The organism is Kribbella pratensis (genome assembly GCF_004365355.1).
In the GTDB taxonomy this organism is placed as follows: Bacteria; Actinomycetota; Actinomycetes; order Propionibacteriales; family Kribbellaceae; genus Kribbella.
Map to the genome: position 1 here is coordinate 1,040,032 of NZ_SODP01000003.1, position 18,185 is coordinate 1,058,216.

At 68.1% G+C, this 18,185-nt stretch carries 17 protein-coding genes; 5 read left to right on the plus strand and 12 right to left on the minus strand.

Translation table 11 applies throughout. The annotated features are described in order from the left end of the window. Positions 1 to 236 precede the first annotated feature (236 nt). Positions 237 to 833: a CGNR zinc finger domain-containing protein gene (locus EV653_RS32965; RefSeq protein WP_134108734.1), complete on the minus strand. Its 597-nt coding sequence runs from the start codon at positions 831 to 833 to the stop codon at positions 237 to 239. Positions 834 to 895: 62 nt separating this feature from the next. On the opposite strand from EV653_RS32965, the gene EV653_RS32970 reads away from it, so the two are divergent. Next, positions 896 to 2,110 carry an MFS transporter gene (locus tag EV653_RS32970; RefSeq protein WP_134108736.1) on the plus strand — a complete coding sequence of 405 codons (1,215 nt, stop codon included), beginning with the start codon at positions 896 to 898 and terminating at the stop codon, positions 2,108 to 2,110. On the opposite strand, the gene EV653_RS32975 is transcribed toward EV653_RS32970, so the two are convergent. After that, complete coding sequence (locus EV653_RS32975) at positions 2,085 to 4,346, minus strand: FdhF/YdeP family oxidoreductase (protein WP_134108738.1); 2,262 nt, start codon at positions 4,344 to 4,346, stop codon at positions 2,085 to 2,087. The two genes, EV653_RS32970 and EV653_RS32975, sit on opposite strands and share 26 nt — an antisense overlap. Before the next feature lie 146 nt (positions 4,347 to 4,492). Here EV653_RS32975 and EV653_RS32980 point away from each other — a divergent pair, with 146 nt between their 5' ends. The 3 genes from EV653_RS32980 to EV653_RS32990 are packed head-to-tail and all read left to right on the plus strand — an operon-like array spanning position 4,493 to position 8,297. Then, positions 4,493 to 5,212, plus strand: coding sequence for an SDR family NAD(P)-dependent oxidoreductase (locus EV653_RS32980; RefSeq protein ID WP_134108740.1), 720 nt, complete (start codon positions 4,493 to 4,495; stop codon positions 5,210 to 5,212). A 15-nt stretch (positions 5,213 to 5,227) separates the two neighbouring features. Then, entirely contained in the window at positions 5,228 to 6,529 is a 1,302-nt protein-coding gene (locus tag EV653_RS32985) for an MFS transporter (RefSeq protein ID WP_134108742.1), read from the plus strand. A 4-nt stretch (positions 6,530 to 6,533) separates the two neighbouring features. Further along, on the plus strand, positions 6,534 to 8,297 hold the full coding sequence (locus EV653_RS32990) for a helix-turn-helix domain-containing protein (RefSeq protein ID WP_134108744.1): 1,764 nt from the start codon (positions 6,534 to 6,536) through the stop codon (positions 8,295 to 8,297). Here EV653_RS32990 and EV653_RS32995 read toward each other — a convergent pair. The 10 genes from EV653_RS32995 to EV653_RS33040 all read right to left on the minus strand — a co-directional run bounded on the left by EV653_RS32995 (position 8,209) and on the right by EV653_RS33040 (position 17,125). Beyond that, a complete protein-coding gene (locus EV653_RS32995; protein ID WP_134108746.1) occupies positions 8,209 to 8,913 on the minus strand; it encodes a methyltransferase family protein in 705 nt (234 codons plus the stop codon). The two genes, EV653_RS32990 and EV653_RS32995, sit on opposite strands and share 89 nt — an antisense overlap. Positions 8,914 to 8,918: 5 nt before the next feature. Then, on the minus strand, positions 8,919 to 9,833 hold the full coding sequence (locus EV653_RS33000) for a type II secretion system F family protein (protein WP_134108748.1): 915 nt from the start codon (positions 9,831 to 9,833) through the stop codon (positions 8,919 to 8,921). 1 nt (position 9,834) lies between these two features. Further along, positions 9,835 to 11,754: a VWA domain-containing protein gene (locus tag EV653_RS33005; RefSeq protein ID WP_134108749.1), complete on the minus strand. Its 1,920-nt coding sequence runs from the start codon at positions 11,752 to 11,754 to the stop codon at positions 9,835 to 9,837. After that, entirely contained in the window at positions 11,751 to 13,136 is a 1,386-nt protein-coding gene (locus tag EV653_RS33010; RefSeq protein ID WP_202871930.1) for a CpaF family protein, read from the minus strand. The genes EV653_RS33005 and EV653_RS33010 overlap by 4 nt, the downstream gene beginning before the upstream one ends. Then, on the minus strand, positions 13,136 to 14,299 hold the full coding sequence (locus tag EV653_RS33015) for an AAA family ATPase (protein WP_134108753.1): 1,164 nt from the start codon (positions 14,297 to 14,299) through the stop codon (positions 13,136 to 13,138). The genes EV653_RS33010 and EV653_RS33015 overlap by 1 nt, the downstream gene beginning before the upstream one ends. Before the next feature lie 8 nt (positions 14,300 to 14,307). Beyond that, positions 14,308 to 15,120 (minus strand): Flp pilus assembly protein CpaB, encoded by an 813-nt coding sequence (gene cpaB, locus EV653_RS33020; RefSeq protein ID WP_166679646.1) that lies wholly within the window; start codon positions 15,118 to 15,120, stop codon positions 14,308 to 14,310. 25 nt (positions 15,121 to 15,145) lie between these two features. Beyond that, positions 15,146 to 16,255 carry a TadE/TadG family type IV pilus assembly protein gene (locus EV653_RS33025; RefSeq protein ID WP_134108757.1) on the minus strand — a complete coding sequence of 370 codons (1,110 nt, stop codon included), beginning with the start codon at positions 16,253 to 16,255 and terminating at the stop codon, positions 15,146 to 15,148. Next, on the minus strand, positions 16,243 to 16,662 hold the full coding sequence (locus tag EV653_RS33030; RefSeq protein ID WP_134108759.1) for a TadE/TadG family type IV pilus assembly protein: 420 nt from the start codon (positions 16,660 to 16,662) through the stop codon (positions 16,243 to 16,245). Before EV653_RS33030 ends, EV653_RS33025 begins: the two co-directional genes overlap by 13 nt. Before the next feature lie 13 nt (positions 16,663 to 16,675). Beyond that, positions 16,676 to 16,843, minus strand: a complete 168-nt coding sequence (locus EV653_RS33035) for a Flp family type IVb pilin (protein ID WP_202871931.1) — start codon at positions 16,841 to 16,843, stop codon at positions 16,676 to 16,678. 96 nt (positions 16,844 to 16,939) lie between these two features. Next, on the minus strand, positions 16,940 to 17,125 hold the full coding sequence (locus tag EV653_RS33040) for a Flp family type IVb pilin (RefSeq protein WP_134108761.1): 186 nt from the start codon (positions 17,123 to 17,125) through the stop codon (positions 16,940 to 16,942). A gap of 293 nt (positions 17,126 to 17,418) precedes the next feature. Here EV653_RS33040 and EV653_RS33045 point away from each other — a divergent pair, with 293 nt between their 5' ends. Continuing rightward, a complete protein-coding gene (locus tag EV653_RS33045; RefSeq protein ID WP_134108763.1) occupies positions 17,419 to 18,123 on the plus strand; it encodes a prepilin peptidase in 705 nt (234 codons plus the stop codon). Positions 18,124 to 18,185: the final 62 nt, after the last annotated feature.

Consider the following 18,185-nt stretch of genomic DNA (forward strand, 5'->3'; position numbering starts at 1 on the left):
CAGGCGAGCCCAGGTCCTGGGGAATTGGCGTCCGACGCACTTGCGGTCCGGCGATCGCACCGTCCGGATGGCGATCGACGACTGTTCCGCGGCCGGCACAGACTGCGACGCCCCGACGCGTTGCGCAGTCGGATATGCGGGGGGGGGGGACACGTTCTCGCGGGTCGAAACAGCTAATTGCCTGTTCAAGGCCCCCATTTCCTGTTCAAGCCCCGGCGCTCCCTCTTCAGACCTGGCTATTCGGGGGCGGAGCGGCGGGCTCGGTGGGCGGCGGCTTTGACGCGGCTTTGGCATTGGGGGGAGCAGAAGCGGCGTTGGCCGTTTTTGGAGACGTCTACGAAGACGCGGTCGCATTGGGGGGCTGCGCAGACGCCTAGACGGCCGGCTAGGTCACTGCCGACGGCAAGGGCCAGGCCGGCGGCGCAGCCGGCTGCCCAGCCGTTGGCCAGTTGTTCGTCGGGGCCGTGGAAGTGGAGGCTCCAGGGGCGGTCACGGCCGCGATCGAGCTGAGGACGGGCGTTGGTGTCCACGAGAAGCGCGTTGATCTCCGTCGCGGCGGTGTCCAGGTCGTCGGCTGCGGCGGCTTCGAAGATCAGCCGCATCCGGCCGGCCAGCTGCTTGAGGCGACGGGCGTCGTCCACCGGTACCGACTTCGGGGGATGACCGATCGCGGTCAGGGCCTGTGCCACGGCTTCGGTGATCGCTGCGGGGTCGTCGGCGGGCGCGGCGTACGCGACGCCGCCGGAGTACCCCGGGGTCAGCCGGTTCACGTACTCGACCGACGCCGCCAGCACACTCCTGGCGTGACTATCAAAAGACACTTGACCGGTCATGGGTCCTCTCCGTAGGCTCTCGCGTGACCGATCATATCCGTTTAGACAGTCATGGAGTCGTGATGAGCGCTGTTGCCACGCTGACCGGACCCTGGCGAGGGCTGTCCCGGACTGTCTGGATCCTGGTCGTCGCCCGCGCGGTGAACCGGATCGGCGCGTTCACGCTCCCGTTCCTCGGCGTGGTGCTCACGGTCGAGTTCGGCGCCTCGCTCGGTCAGACCGGCCTGATCCTCGCGGTCTTCGGCGCCGCGACGATCCCGTCCCGGCTGCTCGGCGGCCAGTTGGCCGACCGACTCGGTCGGCGCCTGACGATCGTGCTCGGCCTGAGCGGCTGCGCGATCGCCCAACTCTGGATCGCGCTGAGCCACACGTTGTGGTCGGCGGTGCTCGCCACGATCCTGCTCGGCCTCGCGTTCGAGATCTACGAGCCGCCGAGCCAGGCGATGATCGCCGACGTCACCGAGCCGTCCGACCGCCCCGCAGCCTACGGTCTCTACAGCGCCGCACTCGCCGCGGCCGGTGTCCTGGCCGGCCTGCTCGCGGCTGCGATCAGCCATGGCGACCTCCGCTGGCTCTTCGTCGCAGACGCGATCACCTGTCTGTCTTGCGCCGCGCTGGTCGCACTCGCCCTCCAGAGCGACGCACGGCTGGGAACCGACAAGGCGACGGCGGCTGGTCCGGCGGTCCCAGTGCCGCCGGACGAGCGGCAGCAGGTGGTCTCGGTGTGGCGTGATCGCCGGCTGCTGCTTCTCCTCGCCGGCGGCACGATCTTTGCGACCATCTACATGCAGATCATCATCGGTTTGCCGCTGACGCTGCTCGAACAAGGTCTCCCGAAGTCCGGCATCGGAATCATCCTGGCCATCTCCGCGATCACCCTGATCGCCGCGCAACGACTGCTCCGGGTGCAGAACCTGGACGACTTCCGATCGATCTCCATCGGCTACGTCCTACTCGCCGCAGGCTTGGTTGTCTGCGCAGTCGCCGGCTCCTTGGCAGTCTTCGTGATCGCCGCGATCCTCTGGAGCCTCGGCGACCTGTTCCTCCTGACCCGCTACCTCACGCAGGCCTCGGGCCTCGCGCCCGATCAGGCCCGCGGCCGCTACCTGGCCGTCTTCGGACTGAGCTGGGGGATCGCGACCACGATCGCCCCGCTCACAGTCACCCAACTTCTGGAGAGCGCCGGCCCGAGAGGGCTCTGGCTGACAAGCGCAGCGGTCGCGGTCGCACTCGCAGTACTCCAGCCGTGGTTCAGGAAGAGACTGGCTCCAGCCTGACGGTCAGGCCCTTCGCGACGGGCGTGTTGCTGCCCTTCGCGACGTCGTCGGCCGACATCAGCACGTTGGTCTCCGGGTAGTACGCCGCTACGCAGCCTCGAGCCGTCGGGTAGGACACCAGCCGGTAGTTCGAGGCGCGCCGTTCGACCCCTTGGAACTCGCTCACGATGTCGACGTACGCTCCGTCCTCGAGACCGAGCTCGGCCAGGTCGTGCGGGTTCACGAAGACGACCTCGCGTGTCCCGTTGACGCCGCGGTAGCGGTCCTGGAGGCCGTAGATCGTGGTGTTGAACTGGTCGTGACTGCGCATGGTCTGCAGCAACAGCCGGCCCGGCTCAGTCGGCAACCAGGTGAGGTCGTTGGCGGTGAACTGCGCCCGCGCGTCGGACGTCTTGAACTCACGCTTGTCCCGCGCCGCGTGCGCCAGCAGGAACCCGCCGCCGTTCGCCCGCAAGCGGTCCTCGAAGTCCTCGTACCCGTCGGCGACCCGCCCGATCCGCTGCCGGATCAGGCTGTAGTCGTCCGCGAAGTCGGCCCACGGGATCTGGCCGACCTCCGGCACCACGGCCCGCGCCAGCCCGCAGATGATGCCGATCTCCGACTTCATCTCCGGACCCGGAGGAATCAGGTTGCCGGTCGAGAGGTGTACGGCGCCTTGTGAGTCCTCGACGGTGACCGACTGCGGACCGGCTGCCGTGTGGTCGTGGTCGGTGCGTCCGAGCGTCGGCAGGATCAGCGCCTCGCGACCGATGACCGTGTGCGACCGGTTGAGCTTCGTCGACACGTGCACGGTCAGATCGCAGGCACGCAGCCCGCGATGCACGACCTCGGTGTCCGGCGTCGCGGAGGCGAAGTTCCCGCCCATCCCGAAGAACACGCGGACGGCGCCGTCCCGCAGCCGCTTCACCGTCTCCGCCGCGTCGATGCCGTGCTCGCGCGGCGAGGTGAAGGAGAACTCGGAGTCGAGCTTGTCCAGGAACACGTCCGGCATCTTCTCCCAGATGCCCATGCTGCGGTCGCCCTGCACGTTCGAGTGACCGCGCACCGGGCACGGGCCGGCGCCCGGCTTGCCAATATTGCCCTGCAGGAGAAGGACGTTGACGATCTCGCTGATCGTCGCGACAGCCTCGCGGTGCTGCGTCAGGCCCATCGCCCAGCAGATCACCGTCGCCTTGGACTTGATGAACCGCTGGGTGAGCTCCTCGATCTCGGCGCGCCGCAGTCCGGTCGCCTGCTCGACCGCCGGCCAGTCGATCTCGGTGTTGTGCTTGGCGTAGAGCTCGAACCCGCTGGTGTGGGAGTCGATGAAGGACTTGTCCAGAACGGTGCCCGGGTCGGCCGCCTCGGCCTGGAGCAGAAGGTGGCCGATGGCAAGGAAGAGCGCCTGGTCACCGCCGAGCCGGATCTGCAGGTGCTGGTCGGCGAGCTTCGTGCCCTTGCCGATCCAGCCGCGCGCGGCCTGCGGGTTCTTGAAGTTCATCAGGCCGGGCTCGGGCAGCGGGTTGACCGAGACGATATCGCCGCCGTTGCGCTTGGCGATCTCGAGGTGGCTGAGCATCCGCGGTGCGTTGGTGCCCGGGTTCTGGCCGACGACGACGATCAGCTCGGCCTCTTCCAGCATCTCCAGCGTGACGGCACCCTTACCGCTGCCGATCACCTTCGACAGCGCCGTACCCGAGGATTCGTGGCACATGTTCGAGCAGTCGGGCAGGTTGTTCGTGCCGTAGGCGCGGACGAAGAGCTGGTAGAGGAACGCGGCCTCGTTGCTGGTCCGACCGGAGGTGTAGAACACGGCGTCGTTCGGGTCGACGAGGGCCTTCAGATGCCGCGCAACGACCTGGAACGCCTCGTCCCAGCCGACCGGCTCGTAGTTGGTCGCACCGGCCCGGAGCAGCATCGGCTCGGTGATCCGGCCGAGCTTGCCGAGCTCGAACTCCGAGATCTCGTTCATCGCCTCGACCGAGTGCTCTGCGAAGAACTCCCGGGGAACCCGCTTGCGGGTCGCCTCCCAGGCCACCGCCTTGGCGCCGTTCTCGCAGAACTCGGCCGCGTGCTTGCGTTTGTGGTCGGGATCGGGCCAGGCGCAGGACGGGCAGTCGAACCCGCCGTCCTGGTTCATCTTCAGGAACACCTTGCCGGTCCGCGCGGGACCCATCTCCCGGAAACCGAACTTGAACGATGAGAGCACCGCGGGGACGCCCGCGGCCTTCTTCTTCGGGTGCTCGATATCGACCATGTTTCAACCATAGGTCCACCTATCGGCAGCCGCAGGTCTGATAGGCACACTTGTGGATAAATGGCGTGTCCCGCCATACAGCCCCCGTGGGTTGTGTGTCCCTATCCCATAGTGCGCGGTGGCCTGGATTTCTACAGTCATCAGCCATGGAGACCCGTCGAGCCCTCGTCACCGGTGCCGCGTCAGGCATCGGCGCCGCCTGCGCCCAACGCCTGGCCGCGGACGGCGTCCACGTGATCGCCGTGGACTTCGACCAGGCCGGTCTGGACGGCGTCGAGACGATTCTGACTGACCTGTCCGACCTGGAGCGACTGTCGGAGCTGCCGGCCGACGTCGACATCCTGGTGAACAACGCCGGCGTACAGCAGGTCGCACCGGTCGAGCAGTTCCCGCCGGAGCGGTTCAGCTACATCATCCGGCTCATGCTCGAGGCGCCGTTCCGGCTGATCCGGCAGACGCTTCCGCACATGTACGGCGCCGGCTGGGGCCGCGTGGTGAACATCAGCTCGGTCCACGGCCTCCGGGCCAGCCCGTTCAAGGCGGCGTACGTCGCGGCGAAGCATGGGCTGGAGGGCCTGAGCAAGGTCGTCGCACTGGAGGGCGCGGCGCATGGAGTGACCAGCAACTGCGTCAACCCGGCCTACGTCCGCACGCCGCTGGTCACCGCGCAGTTGGCGGACCAGGCCGCGACGCACGGCCTGTCCGAGGCAGAGGTGCTGGACAAGGTCCTGCTCGAACCGGTCGCGGTGAAGCGGCTGATCGAACCGGCCGAAGTGGCGGAGCTCGTGGCCATGCTGTGCGGCCCGGCATCCGCCTCCATCACGGGGAGCTCGTTCGTACTCGACGGCGGCTGGACCGCCCACTAGCTAGGAGCCCGCCCAATGACAGCTACAGAACCGGTCCGCACCCGTACGTCGATCGTGCGGGTGGTGGGAGCGAGTCTCGTCGGTACGACGGTCGAGTGGTACGACTTCTTCCTCTACGGCGTCGCCGCATCGGTGGTGTTCGGCGACCTGTTCTTCCCGAAGGGCGAGGAGCTCAGCGGGACGTTGCTGAGCTTCGCCACCTTCGCAGTCGGCTTCTTCGCGCGGCCGATCGGCGGCGTGGTGTTCGGGCACTTCGGTGACCGGCTCGGACGCAAGCAGCTGCTTGTGCTGTCACTGCTGATGATGGGGTTCGCCACCTTCGCCATCGGCCTGCTGCCGACGTACGCGCAGGTCGGCTCGCTCGCACCGATCCTGCTGACGGTACTGCGGCTCATCCAGGGCTTCGCGCTCGGCGGCGAGTGGGGTGGCGCCGTACTGATCGTGTCCGAGCACGGTGACCCGGCCAGGCGCGGTTTCTGGGCGTCGTGGCCCCAGGCCGGTGCCCCCGCGGGTCAGTTGATCGCGAACGGCGTGCTGGCGGGACTGGCTGCGTTCCAGTCGGACGCTGACTTCAATGCGTGGGGTTGGCGCATTCCGTTCCTGCTGTCCGCAGTACTGGTGCTGGTCGGGCTGTGGGTACGGCTGCGGATCGAGGAGTCGCCTGTGTTCCAGGAGGCCCGGGCCAAGCAAGAGCCTGCGGACAAGCTGCCTTTGCTTGAGGTGCTCACGCGGTACCCACGTGAGGTGCTGACGGCGATGGGTGCGCGGATGGCGGAGAACGTCAGCTACTACATCTTCACGATCGTCATCGCGACGTACGCGAAGGAACAGCTGGGGATGGGCAAGTCGTTCGCTCTCAATGCAGTACTGATCGGTGCTGCCATCCACTTCTTCGCAATCCCGGCGTGGGGCGCTCTGTCGGACCGCATCGGTCGCCGGCCGGTCTATCTGATCGGCGCTGTCGGAGTGGGAGTTTGGGTGTTCGTCTTCATTGCGCTGGTCGACACTCGCAACTTCGCATTGGCCACGCTGGCGGTGACAGTGGGTCTGATCCTGCACGGCGCGATGTACGGACCGCAGGCGTCGTTCTTCACCGAGTTGTTCGGCACGAGGGTGCGGTACTCCGGTGTCTCGGTCGGCTACCAGCTCGCGTCGATCATCGCGGGCGGTCTGGCGCCGTTCATCGCGGTGGCGCTGCTCAAGGCGTACGACTCGGGCTATGCGATCGCCGTGTACGTCGCAGCGTGTGCAGTGGTCTCGGTGGTCGCAGTGACGTCGTACTCCGAAACGCACCGCCGGGATCTCACTACTCTGTAGAACCATGGAGGAGCTTCTGCGGCTGCTGGCCGAGGATGCGCCCGGGAGTGAGTTGGCCCGGGCGGCGGGCGAGGACGCGGTGGCACGCGACCTCGCCCTGCGCATCCGGGCCGGCATGGACGCGAGCAAGAAGCGTGAGGCCGAGCTGTCCGCACTGGTCGACGTAGCGCGCGAATTGGCGTCGGCGCGCGACCCAGGCGGCGTACTCGACACGATCGTGCACCGCGCCCGCACTCTGATCGGCACGGACGTCGCATACCTGACGCTGTATGACGAGACGCGTGGTGACACGTACATGCGTGCCACTGACGGCTCGGTGTCGGCTGCCTTCCAGCAACTGCGACTGCCTCTGGGCGCTGGACTCGGCGGACTGGTCGCGGAGACGTACAAGCCGTACTGGACCGCGGACTACCCATCCGATCGACGCTTCCGCCACACCATGCCGATCGACGATGCGGTCGGCGAGGAGGGGCTCGTGGCGATCTGCGGTACGCCGCTGATCGTCGACGGCGCTTTCGTTGGCGTGTTGTTCGCGTCCAACCGGACAGCGCGGCCTTTCAGTCGCGATGAGGTGTCGCTGCTCGGTTCACTCGCCACGCTGGCTGCGGTGACGATCGTCCAAGTACGTGCGGCCGCCGAGACAGCTGCTGCGCTGGATCAGCTGTCTGCCGCGCATGCCGGTGTCGAACACGCTGCAGCCGCACATGACCGCTTCGCCGACATCGTGTTGTCCGGCGGCGATGTGGACGCCATCGCCGCCGCGCTGGCCGAGCTGCTCGACGTGTGGGTAGTGCTGGTCGATGCCGCGGGCAACGAACTTGCCGCCGCCGGAGCAGTTCCTGAAGCAGTGCCCTGGCAGGAGTCCGAGTCCGGCCGTTTGACCCGCATCGGTGATTGCTGGGTCGTCGCGGCGACCGCCAAGGGTGAACGGCTCGGTGCGCTCGTGATCGGAGGCGCTGACGACCTGTCCGGCGCAGATCGTCGCATCGTCGAACGCGCTGCCGTTGTCACCGCACTGGTTCTGCTCTTCCGACGGCAGTCCGCTGAGCAATCCCAACGTGCACAGGCCGATCTCCTGGCCGACGTACTCAGTGGGAGCGCCGATCCACGCACGCTGACCGATCGACGCCGACTGCTCGCACCGAACCATCGCCACGACCGCTTCGTCATCGCAGTCTGCCGCGGCGACCACACCGCCGTACGCGCACGACTCTCTGCACCGCTGGAAGACAGACTCGTACTTTCGGGTCCGTACGGCGGGGACCTGGTGCTCCTGTTCGCCCGTACGACGCCTACTAGCGCGGCCCGTGATCTGGCCGAGGTGGCCAAGCGTGGTGGCGTCACGATCGCTGTGACCGGCCCTGCGGCCTGGGGCGAGCCCCTGATCGAAGCCCACCGCCAGGGCGTCAGGCTGGTCACCACCATGCTCCGGCTAGGCCGCACGAGCGAGTCGGCTACACCTGACGATCTAGGCGTTGCCGGTCTGGTCGGTGCTTCCGATGTAGATGTTCGCAGCCACGTGCACCACGTGCTGGGCAAGGTCATTGACTACGACACGCAGCGCGGCACCGACCTGATCGGCACCCTCCAGGCTTACTTCGCCGCCGGCCAGAGCCCGACCCGCGCCGGCACCTCCCTGCACATCCACCCCAACACCGTCCAGCAACGACTGGACCGCGTCACCGCCCTACTCGGCGACGGCTGGCTGTCTGCAGACCGGTCACTGGACGTCCAGGTAGCACTCCGCCTCCACTCCGCCCTCGGCTGACCCACGGGAGCACGGCGCCCGTCCGTGCGCGGTACGCGGCGTACGTCGGCAGTGTCATCAGGAGGATCCGTTCCTCGTGGTGGGCTCGGTAGAGCTGCAGGCTGACGAGGAGGATCCACGCACCGGCGGCGCCGGCGGTTCCGGCCGCGACGGCCAGGCCGAGCGACGAGACGATCTCACCTGTGTACAGCGGATGCCGGATCCAGCGGTACGGGCCGTCGTCGACGACGTCGCGGGCCTGAGCGATAACCGAGAGGTTCTTGCCCAAGCTGCGAAGCGACCAGACCGACCATGCCGTGCTGGCGACCAGGAGTACGTCGGTGGCCACCTGCCGTCCTGTGCCCGAGCGATCGCCGGTCAGCAACGGGAACGCGAACGGGAGCAGGGTGGCTACCACGGCCGCCACCTGTGCGGTGTGCGACGTAGTGGTGGCCTTGGCCGGCCCACGCCGGACGTACGCCCAGATGATCAGCGCATAGAACACGGCAACGAGCGCGTTCCCGATCCACGGCAGTACGTCGGCCGAGCGCGTGAGGATGACTGCGTCGGCGGACAGCATCAGCACCGCGCCGGGCACCATCACCAGCCGGCCGATGTCCATCGGGCGATTCGCCATGGCTGTCACTTCCCGAAGAAGACGTGGACGATGCTGATCACGCCTGGCCCGATGATGACGATGAACATCGACGGGAACAGGCAGAACACCAGCGGGAACAGGATCTTCACCGGCACCTTCTGCGCCTTCTCCTCGGCCCGCTGCCTCCTGCGCAGACGCATCTCCTTCGCCTGCTCACGCAGTACGTCGGCGATGGTGATGCCCAGCTCGCCCGCTTGGACCAACGCGGACACGAACGATCGCAGCTCCGGCACCGTCGTCCGCTCGGTCAGCGCACGCAACGCCTGCGATCGGGACTTGCCGATCTGGACCTCCTGCAGCACCCGCGAGAGTTCGGCCGCCAGCGGACCGGTCGTATTGCGTGCCACCTGCGCCAGCGCGGCGTCGAAGCCGAGCCCGGCCTCCACACAGACGGTCAGCATGTCGAGCGCGTCCGGCAAGGCCTTCTGGATCTTCTCCTGCCGCTTGATCCCCGCGTTGTACAGCAGCATGTCCGGCAGGAAGAAACCTGCGGTCGCCGCCACAGCGGCGCCGACGATCAGCAGACCGATCGTCCGCAGCCCGTACAGGCCACCCAGTCCACCGAGGATGAACAGTCCCAGGCCTTTCGCGGCCAGGACCCGGTCCGGGGTCCACGCAGACGGATTACCGGCCAGGTCGAGGCGGCGCTGCAGCGTCGCGCTGATCCCCGACGGCGACAGGCGTACGGCGAGTCCGCGCAGCCAGCCCGGTAGGGCGGCGAACGGATCCGTTGCCGTCTCGGCGGCCGTCGGAGCATGGCGGGTGTAGTGGCTGTCGATCGCCGCGAGCGCCCGCGCCACGCCGCCGTCCGCGGCGCGCGCGGTGATACCGATGACGGCCAGCACGATGCCGGCGCCGAGCGCGGCAACGCCCACGATCAAGAACACGGTCGGGGTCATCTCACGCCTCCACCTTGATCAGCGCGCGGATCCAGAATCCGCCGACGATGATGAGCCCGACGCCGGCGGCGACCATCATCACGCCGAGCGGCGTGGTGAACAGAGGGCTCATGTACTGCGGTTTGCTGAACGTCAGCCATCCACCGAGCACGATCGGCAGCCCGACGATGATGTAGCCGGACAGCCGCCCCTCGGCGCTCAGGGCCCGCACGTGCCGGCGCGTCTGCGCCCGTTCGCGCATCGTGTCGACGGTGTTCGTCAGGACCTCCGCCAGGTTGCCGCCGACCTCACGCTGGATCCGGGTGGCCATCACCACCCATCGCAGGTCCTCGCACTGCATGCGGTCCGCGACATGGTTGAGCCCGTCCTCCAACGGGACTCCGATCCTGGTCTCGGCGAGCGCTCGCGAGAACTCGCCGGCAGCCGGCTGCGTGCCGTCGCGGACGACAGCGTCGACCGCCTGTGCGAATGAGAACCCGGATCGTAACGAGCCGACGATCAGCTGCAGTACGTCGGGTAGCTGCTCGCCGAACGCTGCCCGGCGACGCCCGATGCGGACACTGAGGAAGATCCGTTGCGCCATCCACCCTGCGACGAGCCCGATCGGCAGACACAGCAGCCGATCGACCCCGAGGAGCAGGAGAGCGACCGCGAGCGCTGTGCCGCCGCAAAACACCAGCAAGGCCCATTCGGCCGGCTTTCGCTTCACATCCGCCAGATCGAGCCGTAGGGCAAGGCCCTGCTCGGCACCGGTCGATCGCAGTACCTGCTCGACCAGTCCGACCGCGGTGCGCGCGGCAGCGCCTTCTTCGGCAGTCGGCTGGTGTTCATCGCGCCGTGGCCCGTATCGGCCGACCTGCTGCACCAAACGACGTGCAGTGTCTTCGCGCGAGCCCTGCCATCGCAGCAACACGACAGCCAGTACGACGATCAGGAACACGCCGGCGAGCAAGGCGAGGAGCTGCCAGGACGTCACGGGCTGCCGGACCGGTACTGCGGGAACCTGCCCAGGTGCTGGAGGCGGTTTGATCGCAGCCAGTGTCACAGGAACCGCCGTACTGACAGAGCCGACCTTGACCAGCAAGGTCACGCGCCGGCCGGCCAGTGCGTCGGGCACGGTGACGTCGACCTTGGCCCGAGCCGTGAAGTTACGGGCCACGGCTGCGAACGCCGCTGTCAGTTGGCCCGAGCTCTGCGCGGCCAACGTCCGGCCGCCCGCCGCCGATGCGATCTGCTGTGCCGCGGACGCGTCGCCGTTGCCGTACCGGAAGGCGACGACGTCAGCGGGCACCCGGCTCGTAGCGAGTGCTCTGGTGACCGCCAGGAGGTTGGCCTTGCTCGAGGTGTCGACTCCGTCGGACAGCACGACCAGCCTGCGCTGCGCCGACGGACCGAGCCGAGCGGCGTACAGCGTCGCGACCGCTGTGCGTACGGCGTCGTACAGCGCGGTGTTTCCGGTCGCCCGCACTCGGGCCAAGGCGTTACGAACCAGAGCACGGTTCGTCGTCGGCCCGACCGCAAGCTGTGGCTTGTCGGAGAAGGTGACCAGACCGGCCTGCACATCGGCAGGCAGACTGGCCAGGTAGGTCAGCGCAGCCTGTCGCGCAGCGGCAATCCCCGAACCCGCCATCGAGCCGCTGGTGTCGAGCACGATGACCACCGCTCGCGGGGGCGCTGTCGTCGCTGTCGAGCGGCCTACCTGGGTCATGCGTGCCGCCAGTGCAGTGCGGCCTGCCACGACGCGCACCGTCTTCGTGGCAGGCGTTCCCGTCAGGTTGGCTGTCGTGAGGACGAAGCTGACATGGCCAGGGCTGACCTGCACCGAGTCGACGTTCGCCGACGGACCGCCGCCGGCGAACGCGACACCTGGCAGGACAGCCGTGGCGATCCCCAGCAAAGCGCCCAGTAAGCGGGTCCTCATCGGTAGACCTCTTCCACGCCGAACATCCGTGGTGGCAGGGAGACGCCTCGATCGGCCAGCCGGTCGAGGAATCCCGGCCGCAGCCCGGTCGACCGCAACGTGCCGCGGAACCAGCCCCGCTCGTCGACGCCGGCATGGAAGTCGAACTGGAACAGGTCCTGCAACGTGACGACCTCACCCTCCATGCCTGTCACCTCGGTGATGTGCGTGATCCGGCGGGTCCCGTCCTTGAGCCGGGACTGGTGCACGATCAGGTCGATCGCGGAAGCCATCTGCTCGCGGATCGCGCGCTGCGGCAGGTCGACGCCGGCCATCAGCACCATCGTCTCGAGCCGGGACAGTGAGTCGCGCGGGGCATTGGAGTGCACGGTCGTGATCGAGCCGTCGTGGCCGGTGTTCATCGCCTGCAACATGTCCAGCGCCGCACCGTCGCGGACCTCGCCGATGATGATGCGGTCCGGGCGCATCCGCAGCGCGTTGCGGACCAGGTCGCGGATCGCGATCTCGCCGCGTTTCTCGACGTTCGCCGGCCGCGACTCGAGCCGCAGGACGTGGTCCTGCCTCAGTTGCAGCTCGGCGGCGTCCTCGATCGTGACGATGCGCTCGTCGTCGGGCAGGAACGACGACAGCACGTTCAGCGTCGTCGTCTTGCCGGAGCCGGTGCCGCCGCCGATCAGGATGTTCAGCCGGCCGCGCACACAGGCCCGCAGCAGATCCGCGACCGGCCCGGTGAGCGTGCCGAACGAGATCAGGTCGTCGACCGTGAACGGATCGGCGGCGAACTTCCGGATCGTGAGCAGTGACCCGTCCAGGGCGATCGGCGGTACGACGGCGTTCACCCGGCTGCCGTCCGGGAGCCGGGCATCCACCATCGGGCTGGCATCGTCGACCCGGCGGCCGATCCGCGAGACGATCTTGTCGATCGTGCGGCGGAGGTGGTTCTCGTCGGTGAAGGCCGCGTCGACCCCGAGCAGGCGTCCCTCCCGCTCGACGTAGATCTGGTCGTGGCCGTTGACCATGATCTCGGACACGCCCGGGTCGCGCAGATACGGCTCGAGCGGTCCGTGGCCGAGGATCTCGTCGAGGACCTCCTGGGCGACCCGGGCGCGATCGGCCGCGGTCATCGGGGTGTCGTCGCGCTGGAGGACCGCTTGCAGCGTCTGGGTGACCTGCTGTTCCAGTTCGCGCTGGTCCAGGTGAGCGTCGTACAGCTTCGGACCGAGGCTCTCCAGCAGTCCTTGGTGCACGCTGCGTTTCACCCCGGCGAACGGGTCGGCGTTCCGGGCGGCGCGACGCGGTACGTCGGCGGATGTGTGCGGTGCGCTCGAGGACTGCGGGTCGCGACTTGGTTGCCGCTGAGCCAGGCGCTCGGAGAGATTCATCATCGCCTCCCGGCCCCACGACGTGCGAACGCCTTGGTCTTCGCCGTCGCGGGCCTGCTGAGCAGGCGTTCGTGGGCGAACTTCACGATCGCATGGCTGACCGGATGGTTCGGTGTACCGATCACGATCGGAGTGCCCTGGTTGATCGAGATCGGGACGCTGCGGCTGGACGGCACCTGGACGTCGAGGGGACTGCGCACGACGCGCTCGACATCGCCCGTCGACAGTCCCACCTTCGAGTCCGAGCGGTTGACCACAACCGAGCGGATGTCGCGTGAGTAGGAGAGCAGGTCGAGCATGTCCAGCGTGATCCGCAGGTTCTTCAGCGCCGGCGTGTCCGGCGTGGTCAGCAGCACGTGGTGGTCGGACAGGTCCATCGCCGTCAGCACGTGCTCGCTGAACTGTGCCGGGGTGTCCACGACGACGAAGTCGAACATCCCGCGCAGAACGGTGAGCAGCTCGCCGACCAGGCCGGCCGGGATCTTCTCCGCGTCGCCCGGGGTGACCGGTGCGAGGAGCATCTCCAGACCAGGCCGGAAGGTCGTCAGCAGGGACGCCGCACCGGTCGTGTCCAGGTGGCCGGACATCGGTAACGCATCGCTGATCGTGCGGACGGGATCGAGTTGGACGCTGATCGCGACGTCACCGAAGGCGAGGTCCATATCGACCAGGCAGACCTGCTGGTCCTCGACTGTGGACAGCGCTGCCGCGAGGTTGACCGCGATCGTCGTCTTGCCGCAGCCACCCTTGGCCGCGAACACAGTGACGACCTTGCCGCGCTGTGCCGGGTCGGCGTCGTCCGCGGATCGCAGCTCGGATCGCGCACGCTCCGACAGGGCACGCGACCGTTCGCAGGCCGCGACGAGCGAGGCGATGTCACCCGCGCTCACCACCTCCCGTACGCCTGCTCGGAGCGCCTCGGTCAGCAGCGCGACATCCACGTGCTCACGGACCAGGATCACGCCAGTGGTCGGCCGCTCGAGCCGCAGGTGGGCGGCGAATCCCAGCGCCTCGTCCGCGGCGATCCGTGGTCCCACCACGACCAGATCCTCCGCCGGGTCGTCCATCAGGGCGCGATGAGCGTCGTCGAGCCGGTCGACCGGCAGTACGTCGTCGCCGAGGACCGCGATCAGCTCGTCGCCCGGCCGGCACACAATGGTCATCTCGGTCCTCACTTCTTCTTCGGCGCCGGCGGGAACTGCGGCACCGCGTGGTCGTCGGGCTTGACCTGCGCGGAAGGACCGAGCAGTGCCAGGTAGGGCAGACCGGTCTGGGTGAGCAGGATCAGCCGCTCGGCGTCGTCCTGTTTGACCGCTACCGTGAGCAGCGTCAGGTCGTTCTGCGGACCCGATTGCTGCGAGAACGCGCTGTCCGTCGTCTTGGCGTCGCTCGCAACCGGGGACGACGCCGGGCCGATCGCGATCACCCGCACCTTGGGTACGACGACGCGCGTGTTGCCGATGCCCTTGCCGAGCTGCTGCTTGTGCTGACCGGTGCAGTTCGGCTGAGCGCTGACGTCACCGTTGCTGCCAGCAACTACCGTGCCGAACACCGCGACCTCGGACCCGACGTGGACGTTGCCGGCCACCATCTCCGCGCTGCAGAGGGTGATCGTCACCGCCAGGTTGCCTTCGGCAATCGTCAGGCCGCCGGTCGCTTGGGCGGTGGTCACCAGCATCGACTTGAGCAGCAGCTCGCCTGGGCTCAGGTCCGCGGTGGTGACGAGGTCCTCCTGCGCCGCGGTGATGTCCGCGACGGCGTCGGCCGAGACCGACGACGCGGGCAGCGTCTCCTTGTGCAGCGACGCTTTCGCTTCGCGTGCCGTCGTGCCCTGCGGGATCGCCTTGCCGGCCACGAGAACGGTTACCGCTTGCTGGCCGGCCACCGCGCGGGCATCCGCGTTGTTGACGTAGACCAGGACCGCGAACGTTCCGAGCACGGCCAGCACGACCGCGAGCACGATGGTCAAAACTCGACGTTTCATGGTGTTCTCTCTTCTGCTGACGGTGCTAGCCGGCGAGCTTGATGGTCGCCGCGCCGAAGTACGTTCCGGTGCCGACGGTGGTGGTGACAGGCACCAAGGCCTGCGTGAAGCGCCCGAAGATGCAGGACGGGGTCGTGCCGCCGCTCGGGCAGTCGGACTTGGAGAACGGCGCAGGAATGACATCCTTGAGCGGGTTCATGTTCGCGTAGCCGGTGAGCACGAAGGCGGCCAGTCCGACCAGGTGATAGGTGGCGCCGCTGCCGGTGCCGCTGGTGGTGTCGAAGATCGGGATGAAGATCGGAGTCCCACTCGCGAGGTACGACGTCAGCGCGTCCTGACACGGCTTGGAGATGTTCTTGCCGGGGTCGCTGCCGGCGATGATGCCGGTCTTGGTCAGGTCGATCGAGGCACTACAGCCGCCACTGTCGACGAGCCAGCCGAATTCGCCGGGCGCGCTCAATCCGGCGCAGGTGGGTGCGCTGGGCGCGTCCCGCACGAAGATCCGTACCGTCTTGCCGAAGGCCGGGGGAGTCCCGCCGGTCGCCTGGTTCCAGGCGCAGAGCGACAGCGTCATCGCGATCGACTGCGAGCTCTTCACGGCGGGTCCCCACAGCGCACGGGCGCAGGCGAGCACCGTGGTGCCCGCGTAGCCGGCGTTGCCGGTCAGTGCGCGCGCGAATGCCGGGGGCAGCAGCGACGAACCACCTGACGTGCGGGTGGCCGTGTGTACGTCGACGTAGTTCGTCCCCGAAGCAGGTGCCGCGGGGCAGTCCACCCTCGTCCCACTGGAACCCGGGCATCCGGGTAGACCACCCTTGACGTCGTGGCCGCAGACCAGCGTCACGGCCGACGCACCGTCCTTCGCGTTGAGGTTCGCGTAGGTGGCCGCGGTGCCGGATGTGCAGGAAGTCCCGGTGACGCAACTCTTGGCGACAGCGATCGATCCGGCGTCGGCACCGTTCTGCAGTTCGGCCCGCTCCTGGTACAGGCTGCCGACGTCGATGGTCAGCGCCGCCATGCCGAGCAGTACGCCGGTACCGAACAGCATCCCGACCAGGACGCCGAACGCTCCACGGTCGTCGCGGCCGAGCCGGCGCAGCAGGGGCCGGAACAGGGGCCGGATCAGGTCTCGCATGGCATGACTCCCTGGGCGGTGAGGGTGGTCTGGCCGCTCAGACCGCTGCCACCGAAGAGGCCGACGAGATAACCGAGGCCGGGCGTGAACTGGAACGTGTAGCTGGTCTGGACGCCGCCGTTGGATCCCGGGCCGGCGCCGGTCGGACAGCTCGACTGGATCGCGACGCCCACCGGGCTCAACCCGGTGGCGGCGGCCTGCGTACGGCTTGCGACGTTCGGCTGGCCAAGGGCGACCAGCCGGGCGCCTTCGCGAGCCGCGTTCGTCAGCGTCTCCTGGGCGTTGAGCATCCGGCCGAAGTCGACGATGCCCATCACGACCAGCAGCAACAGCGGAAGCAGCAGCGCGAACTCGACTGCGGCCGCGCCGCGGTCCGCACCGGCGCGGCTGCTTCGTCTCGGTTTCATGAGTTCTCCTGGATCAGAAGGCGCCGATGACGCCGGCGAACAAGGCGGCGACGGCGGGGCCGAGGAGGATGAGGGTGGGTACGACCACCAGCGCGAGCAGCGTCGCGATCAGGCCGTACTCGATCAGGTTCGCGCCGCGGTCGTCGTGCACCAGGCGACGGAGGATCTCGGGCGTTCGCATCGGGTCTCCAACCTGAGCTGGGCAGCGGCGGCCCGGCCGTCCGGCCGGGCCGCACCACCCGCGAATCGAGCAGAGTGGATCAGCAGATCCGGACCGTCAGAGGTTGCCCGCGATGCCGGTGAACAGCGCGACGATGGCCGGACCCAGGATCAGCAGGGCGGGCACCACGACAACGGCGATCAGCGCGACCAGCAGGCCGTACTCGATCATGGTGGCGCCGCGCTCGTCGCGACGCGTCTGCTCGATGGCGTTCCGTACGTTGGTGAGCAGGGTGTTGAGCATCTCGAACTCCTTAGCTGGTGGCGGGTACCAGGACCCCCCCCGGTGGCGGAGCGGCGAGCTGCCGTTCCGGTATCCGCAACGGTGCAGGACCGCCCACCACCCCCGGCATCGGCCAACCGGTCAGAAGCACACGTCGACCGGCCGACAACGGTCCGTGGCCGGACGACAGCCGATGCGGCCGGCGTCAGTCGATCGGTGGACACCGTCGGCTGATCGTTCGGCTTCCGGCGGCGGTCGGCCACTTCTGCGACACGGTCGTTCCACGGCGCGCAGGCCCGCCGTACCTTCACGGCATGGACATCGCATGGTCAGTTGCCGGAGGCATCATCGGATTCGTCGCCGGATTGCTCTTGCGCAGCAAGGTTTTCCGGCTCTCGGTCGCGTACGGCGAGCCCGACCGCACGACATGCGCGCGATGCGACGCACCGATCGCCGGCCGCTTCCGGTGCCGGCAGTGCCACGGCTGGTACGGCGCTCCGCTCGTGCTCGAGCTGGTGACGGCGGCTGTGCTCGCCTTGCTGCTGGGGCGCTTCGCGGGGCTTGCCGATGCAGCGGCGTACGCATTCGTCGGGGCGCTGGGTGTCGCACTGGCAGCCATCGACCTCGCGGTGCAGCGATTGCCCAACCAACTGACGTTGCCGCTGTATCCCGGACTGCTCGGGTTGTTCGGCATCTCCGCTCTGACCGAGGGAGATCCGGACAAGCTGCTGCGTGCAGCCGCCGGCGGCGTGGTCCTCGGCGGGTGCTACCTCGTGCTGGCTCTCGCGAGCCGGGGGCAGCTCGGCATCGGGGACGTCAAGCTGGCGGGTGGGCTCGGGATCGCACTCGGCTGGCTGGGCTGGCCGACGCTGCTCGCGGGAGCGTCCTTCGGCTTCTTGCTCATGTCGGTGGTGAGTCTGGCGCTGTTGCTGGTCCGTCGCGTGACACTGCAGCAAAGCTTGAGCTTCGGGCCGTTCATGCTCGGCGGTGCCTTGATCGCCGTCCTCGCGGCGGGATGAGTTGGCCCGAAGGTTTCTGACGAAAATTGGTAACCAAGCGTTCAACCATCGCGACCGAAAGC

Bases quoted from the DNA above. Each gene is read 5' to 3' on its own strand.
- EV653_RS32965 (WP_134108734.1), bottom strand. From the start codon at position 833: ATGACCGGTCAAGTGTCTTTTGATAGTCACGCCAGGAGTGTGCTGGCG.
- EV653_RS32970 (WP_134108736.1), top strand. From the start codon at position 896: ATGAGCGCTGTTGCCACGCTGACCGGACCCTGGCGAGGGCTGTCCCGG.
- EV653_RS32975 (WP_134108738.1), bottom strand. From the start codon at position 4,346: ATGGTCGATATCGAGCACCCGAAGAAGAAGGCCGCGGGCGTCCCCGCG.
- EV653_RS32980 (WP_134108740.1), top strand. From the start codon at position 4,493: ATGGAGACCCGTCGAGCCCTCGTCACCGGTGCCGCGTCAGGCATCGGC.
- EV653_RS32985 (WP_134108742.1), top strand. From the start codon at position 5,228: ATGACAGCTACAGAACCGGTCCGCACCCGTACGTCGATCGTGCGGGTG.
- EV653_RS32990 (WP_134108744.1), top strand. From the start codon at position 6,534: ATGGAGGAGCTTCTGCGGCTGCTGGCCGAGGATGCGCCCGGGAGTGAG.
- EV653_RS32995 (WP_134108746.1), bottom strand. From the start codon at position 8,913: ATGGCGAATCGCCCGATGGACATCGGCCGGCTGGTGATGGTGCCCGGC.
- EV653_RS33000 (WP_134108748.1), bottom strand. From the start codon at position 9,833: ATGACCCCGACCGTGTTCTTGATCGTGGGCGTTGCCGCGCTCGGCGCC.
- EV653_RS33005 (WP_134108749.1), bottom strand. From the start codon at position 11,754: ATGAGGACCCGCTTACTGGGCGCTTTGCTGGGGATCGCCACGGCTGTC.
- EV653_RS33010 (WP_202871930.1), bottom strand. From the start codon at position 13,136: ATGAATCTCTCCGAGCGCCTGGCTCAGCGGCAACCAAGTCGCGACCCG.
- EV653_RS33015 (WP_134108753.1), bottom strand. From the start codon at position 14,299: ATGACCATTGTGTGCCGGCCGGGCGACGAGCTGATCGCGGTCCTCGGC.
- cpaB (WP_166679646.1), bottom strand. From the start codon at position 15,120: ATGAAACGTCGAGTTTTGACCATCGTGCTCGCGGTCGTGCTGGCCGTG.
- EV653_RS33025 (WP_134108757.1), bottom strand. From the start codon at position 16,255: ATGCGAGACCTGATCCGGCCCCTGTTCCGGCCCCTGCTGCGCCGGCTC.
- EV653_RS33030 (WP_134108759.1), bottom strand. From the start codon at position 16,662: ATGAAACCGAGACGAAGCAGCCGCGCCGGTGCGGACCGCGGCGCGGCC.
- EV653_RS33035 (WP_202871931.1), bottom strand. From the start codon at position 16,843: ATGCGAACGCCCGAGATCCTCCGTCGCCTGGTGCACGACGACCGCGGC.
- EV653_RS33040 (WP_134108761.1), bottom strand. From the start codon at position 17,125: ATGCTCAACACCCTGCTCACCAACGTACGGAACGCCATCGAGCAGACG.
- EV653_RS33045 (WP_134108763.1), top strand. From the start codon at position 17,419: ATGGACATCGCATGGTCAGTTGCCGGAGGCATCATCGGATTCGTCGCC.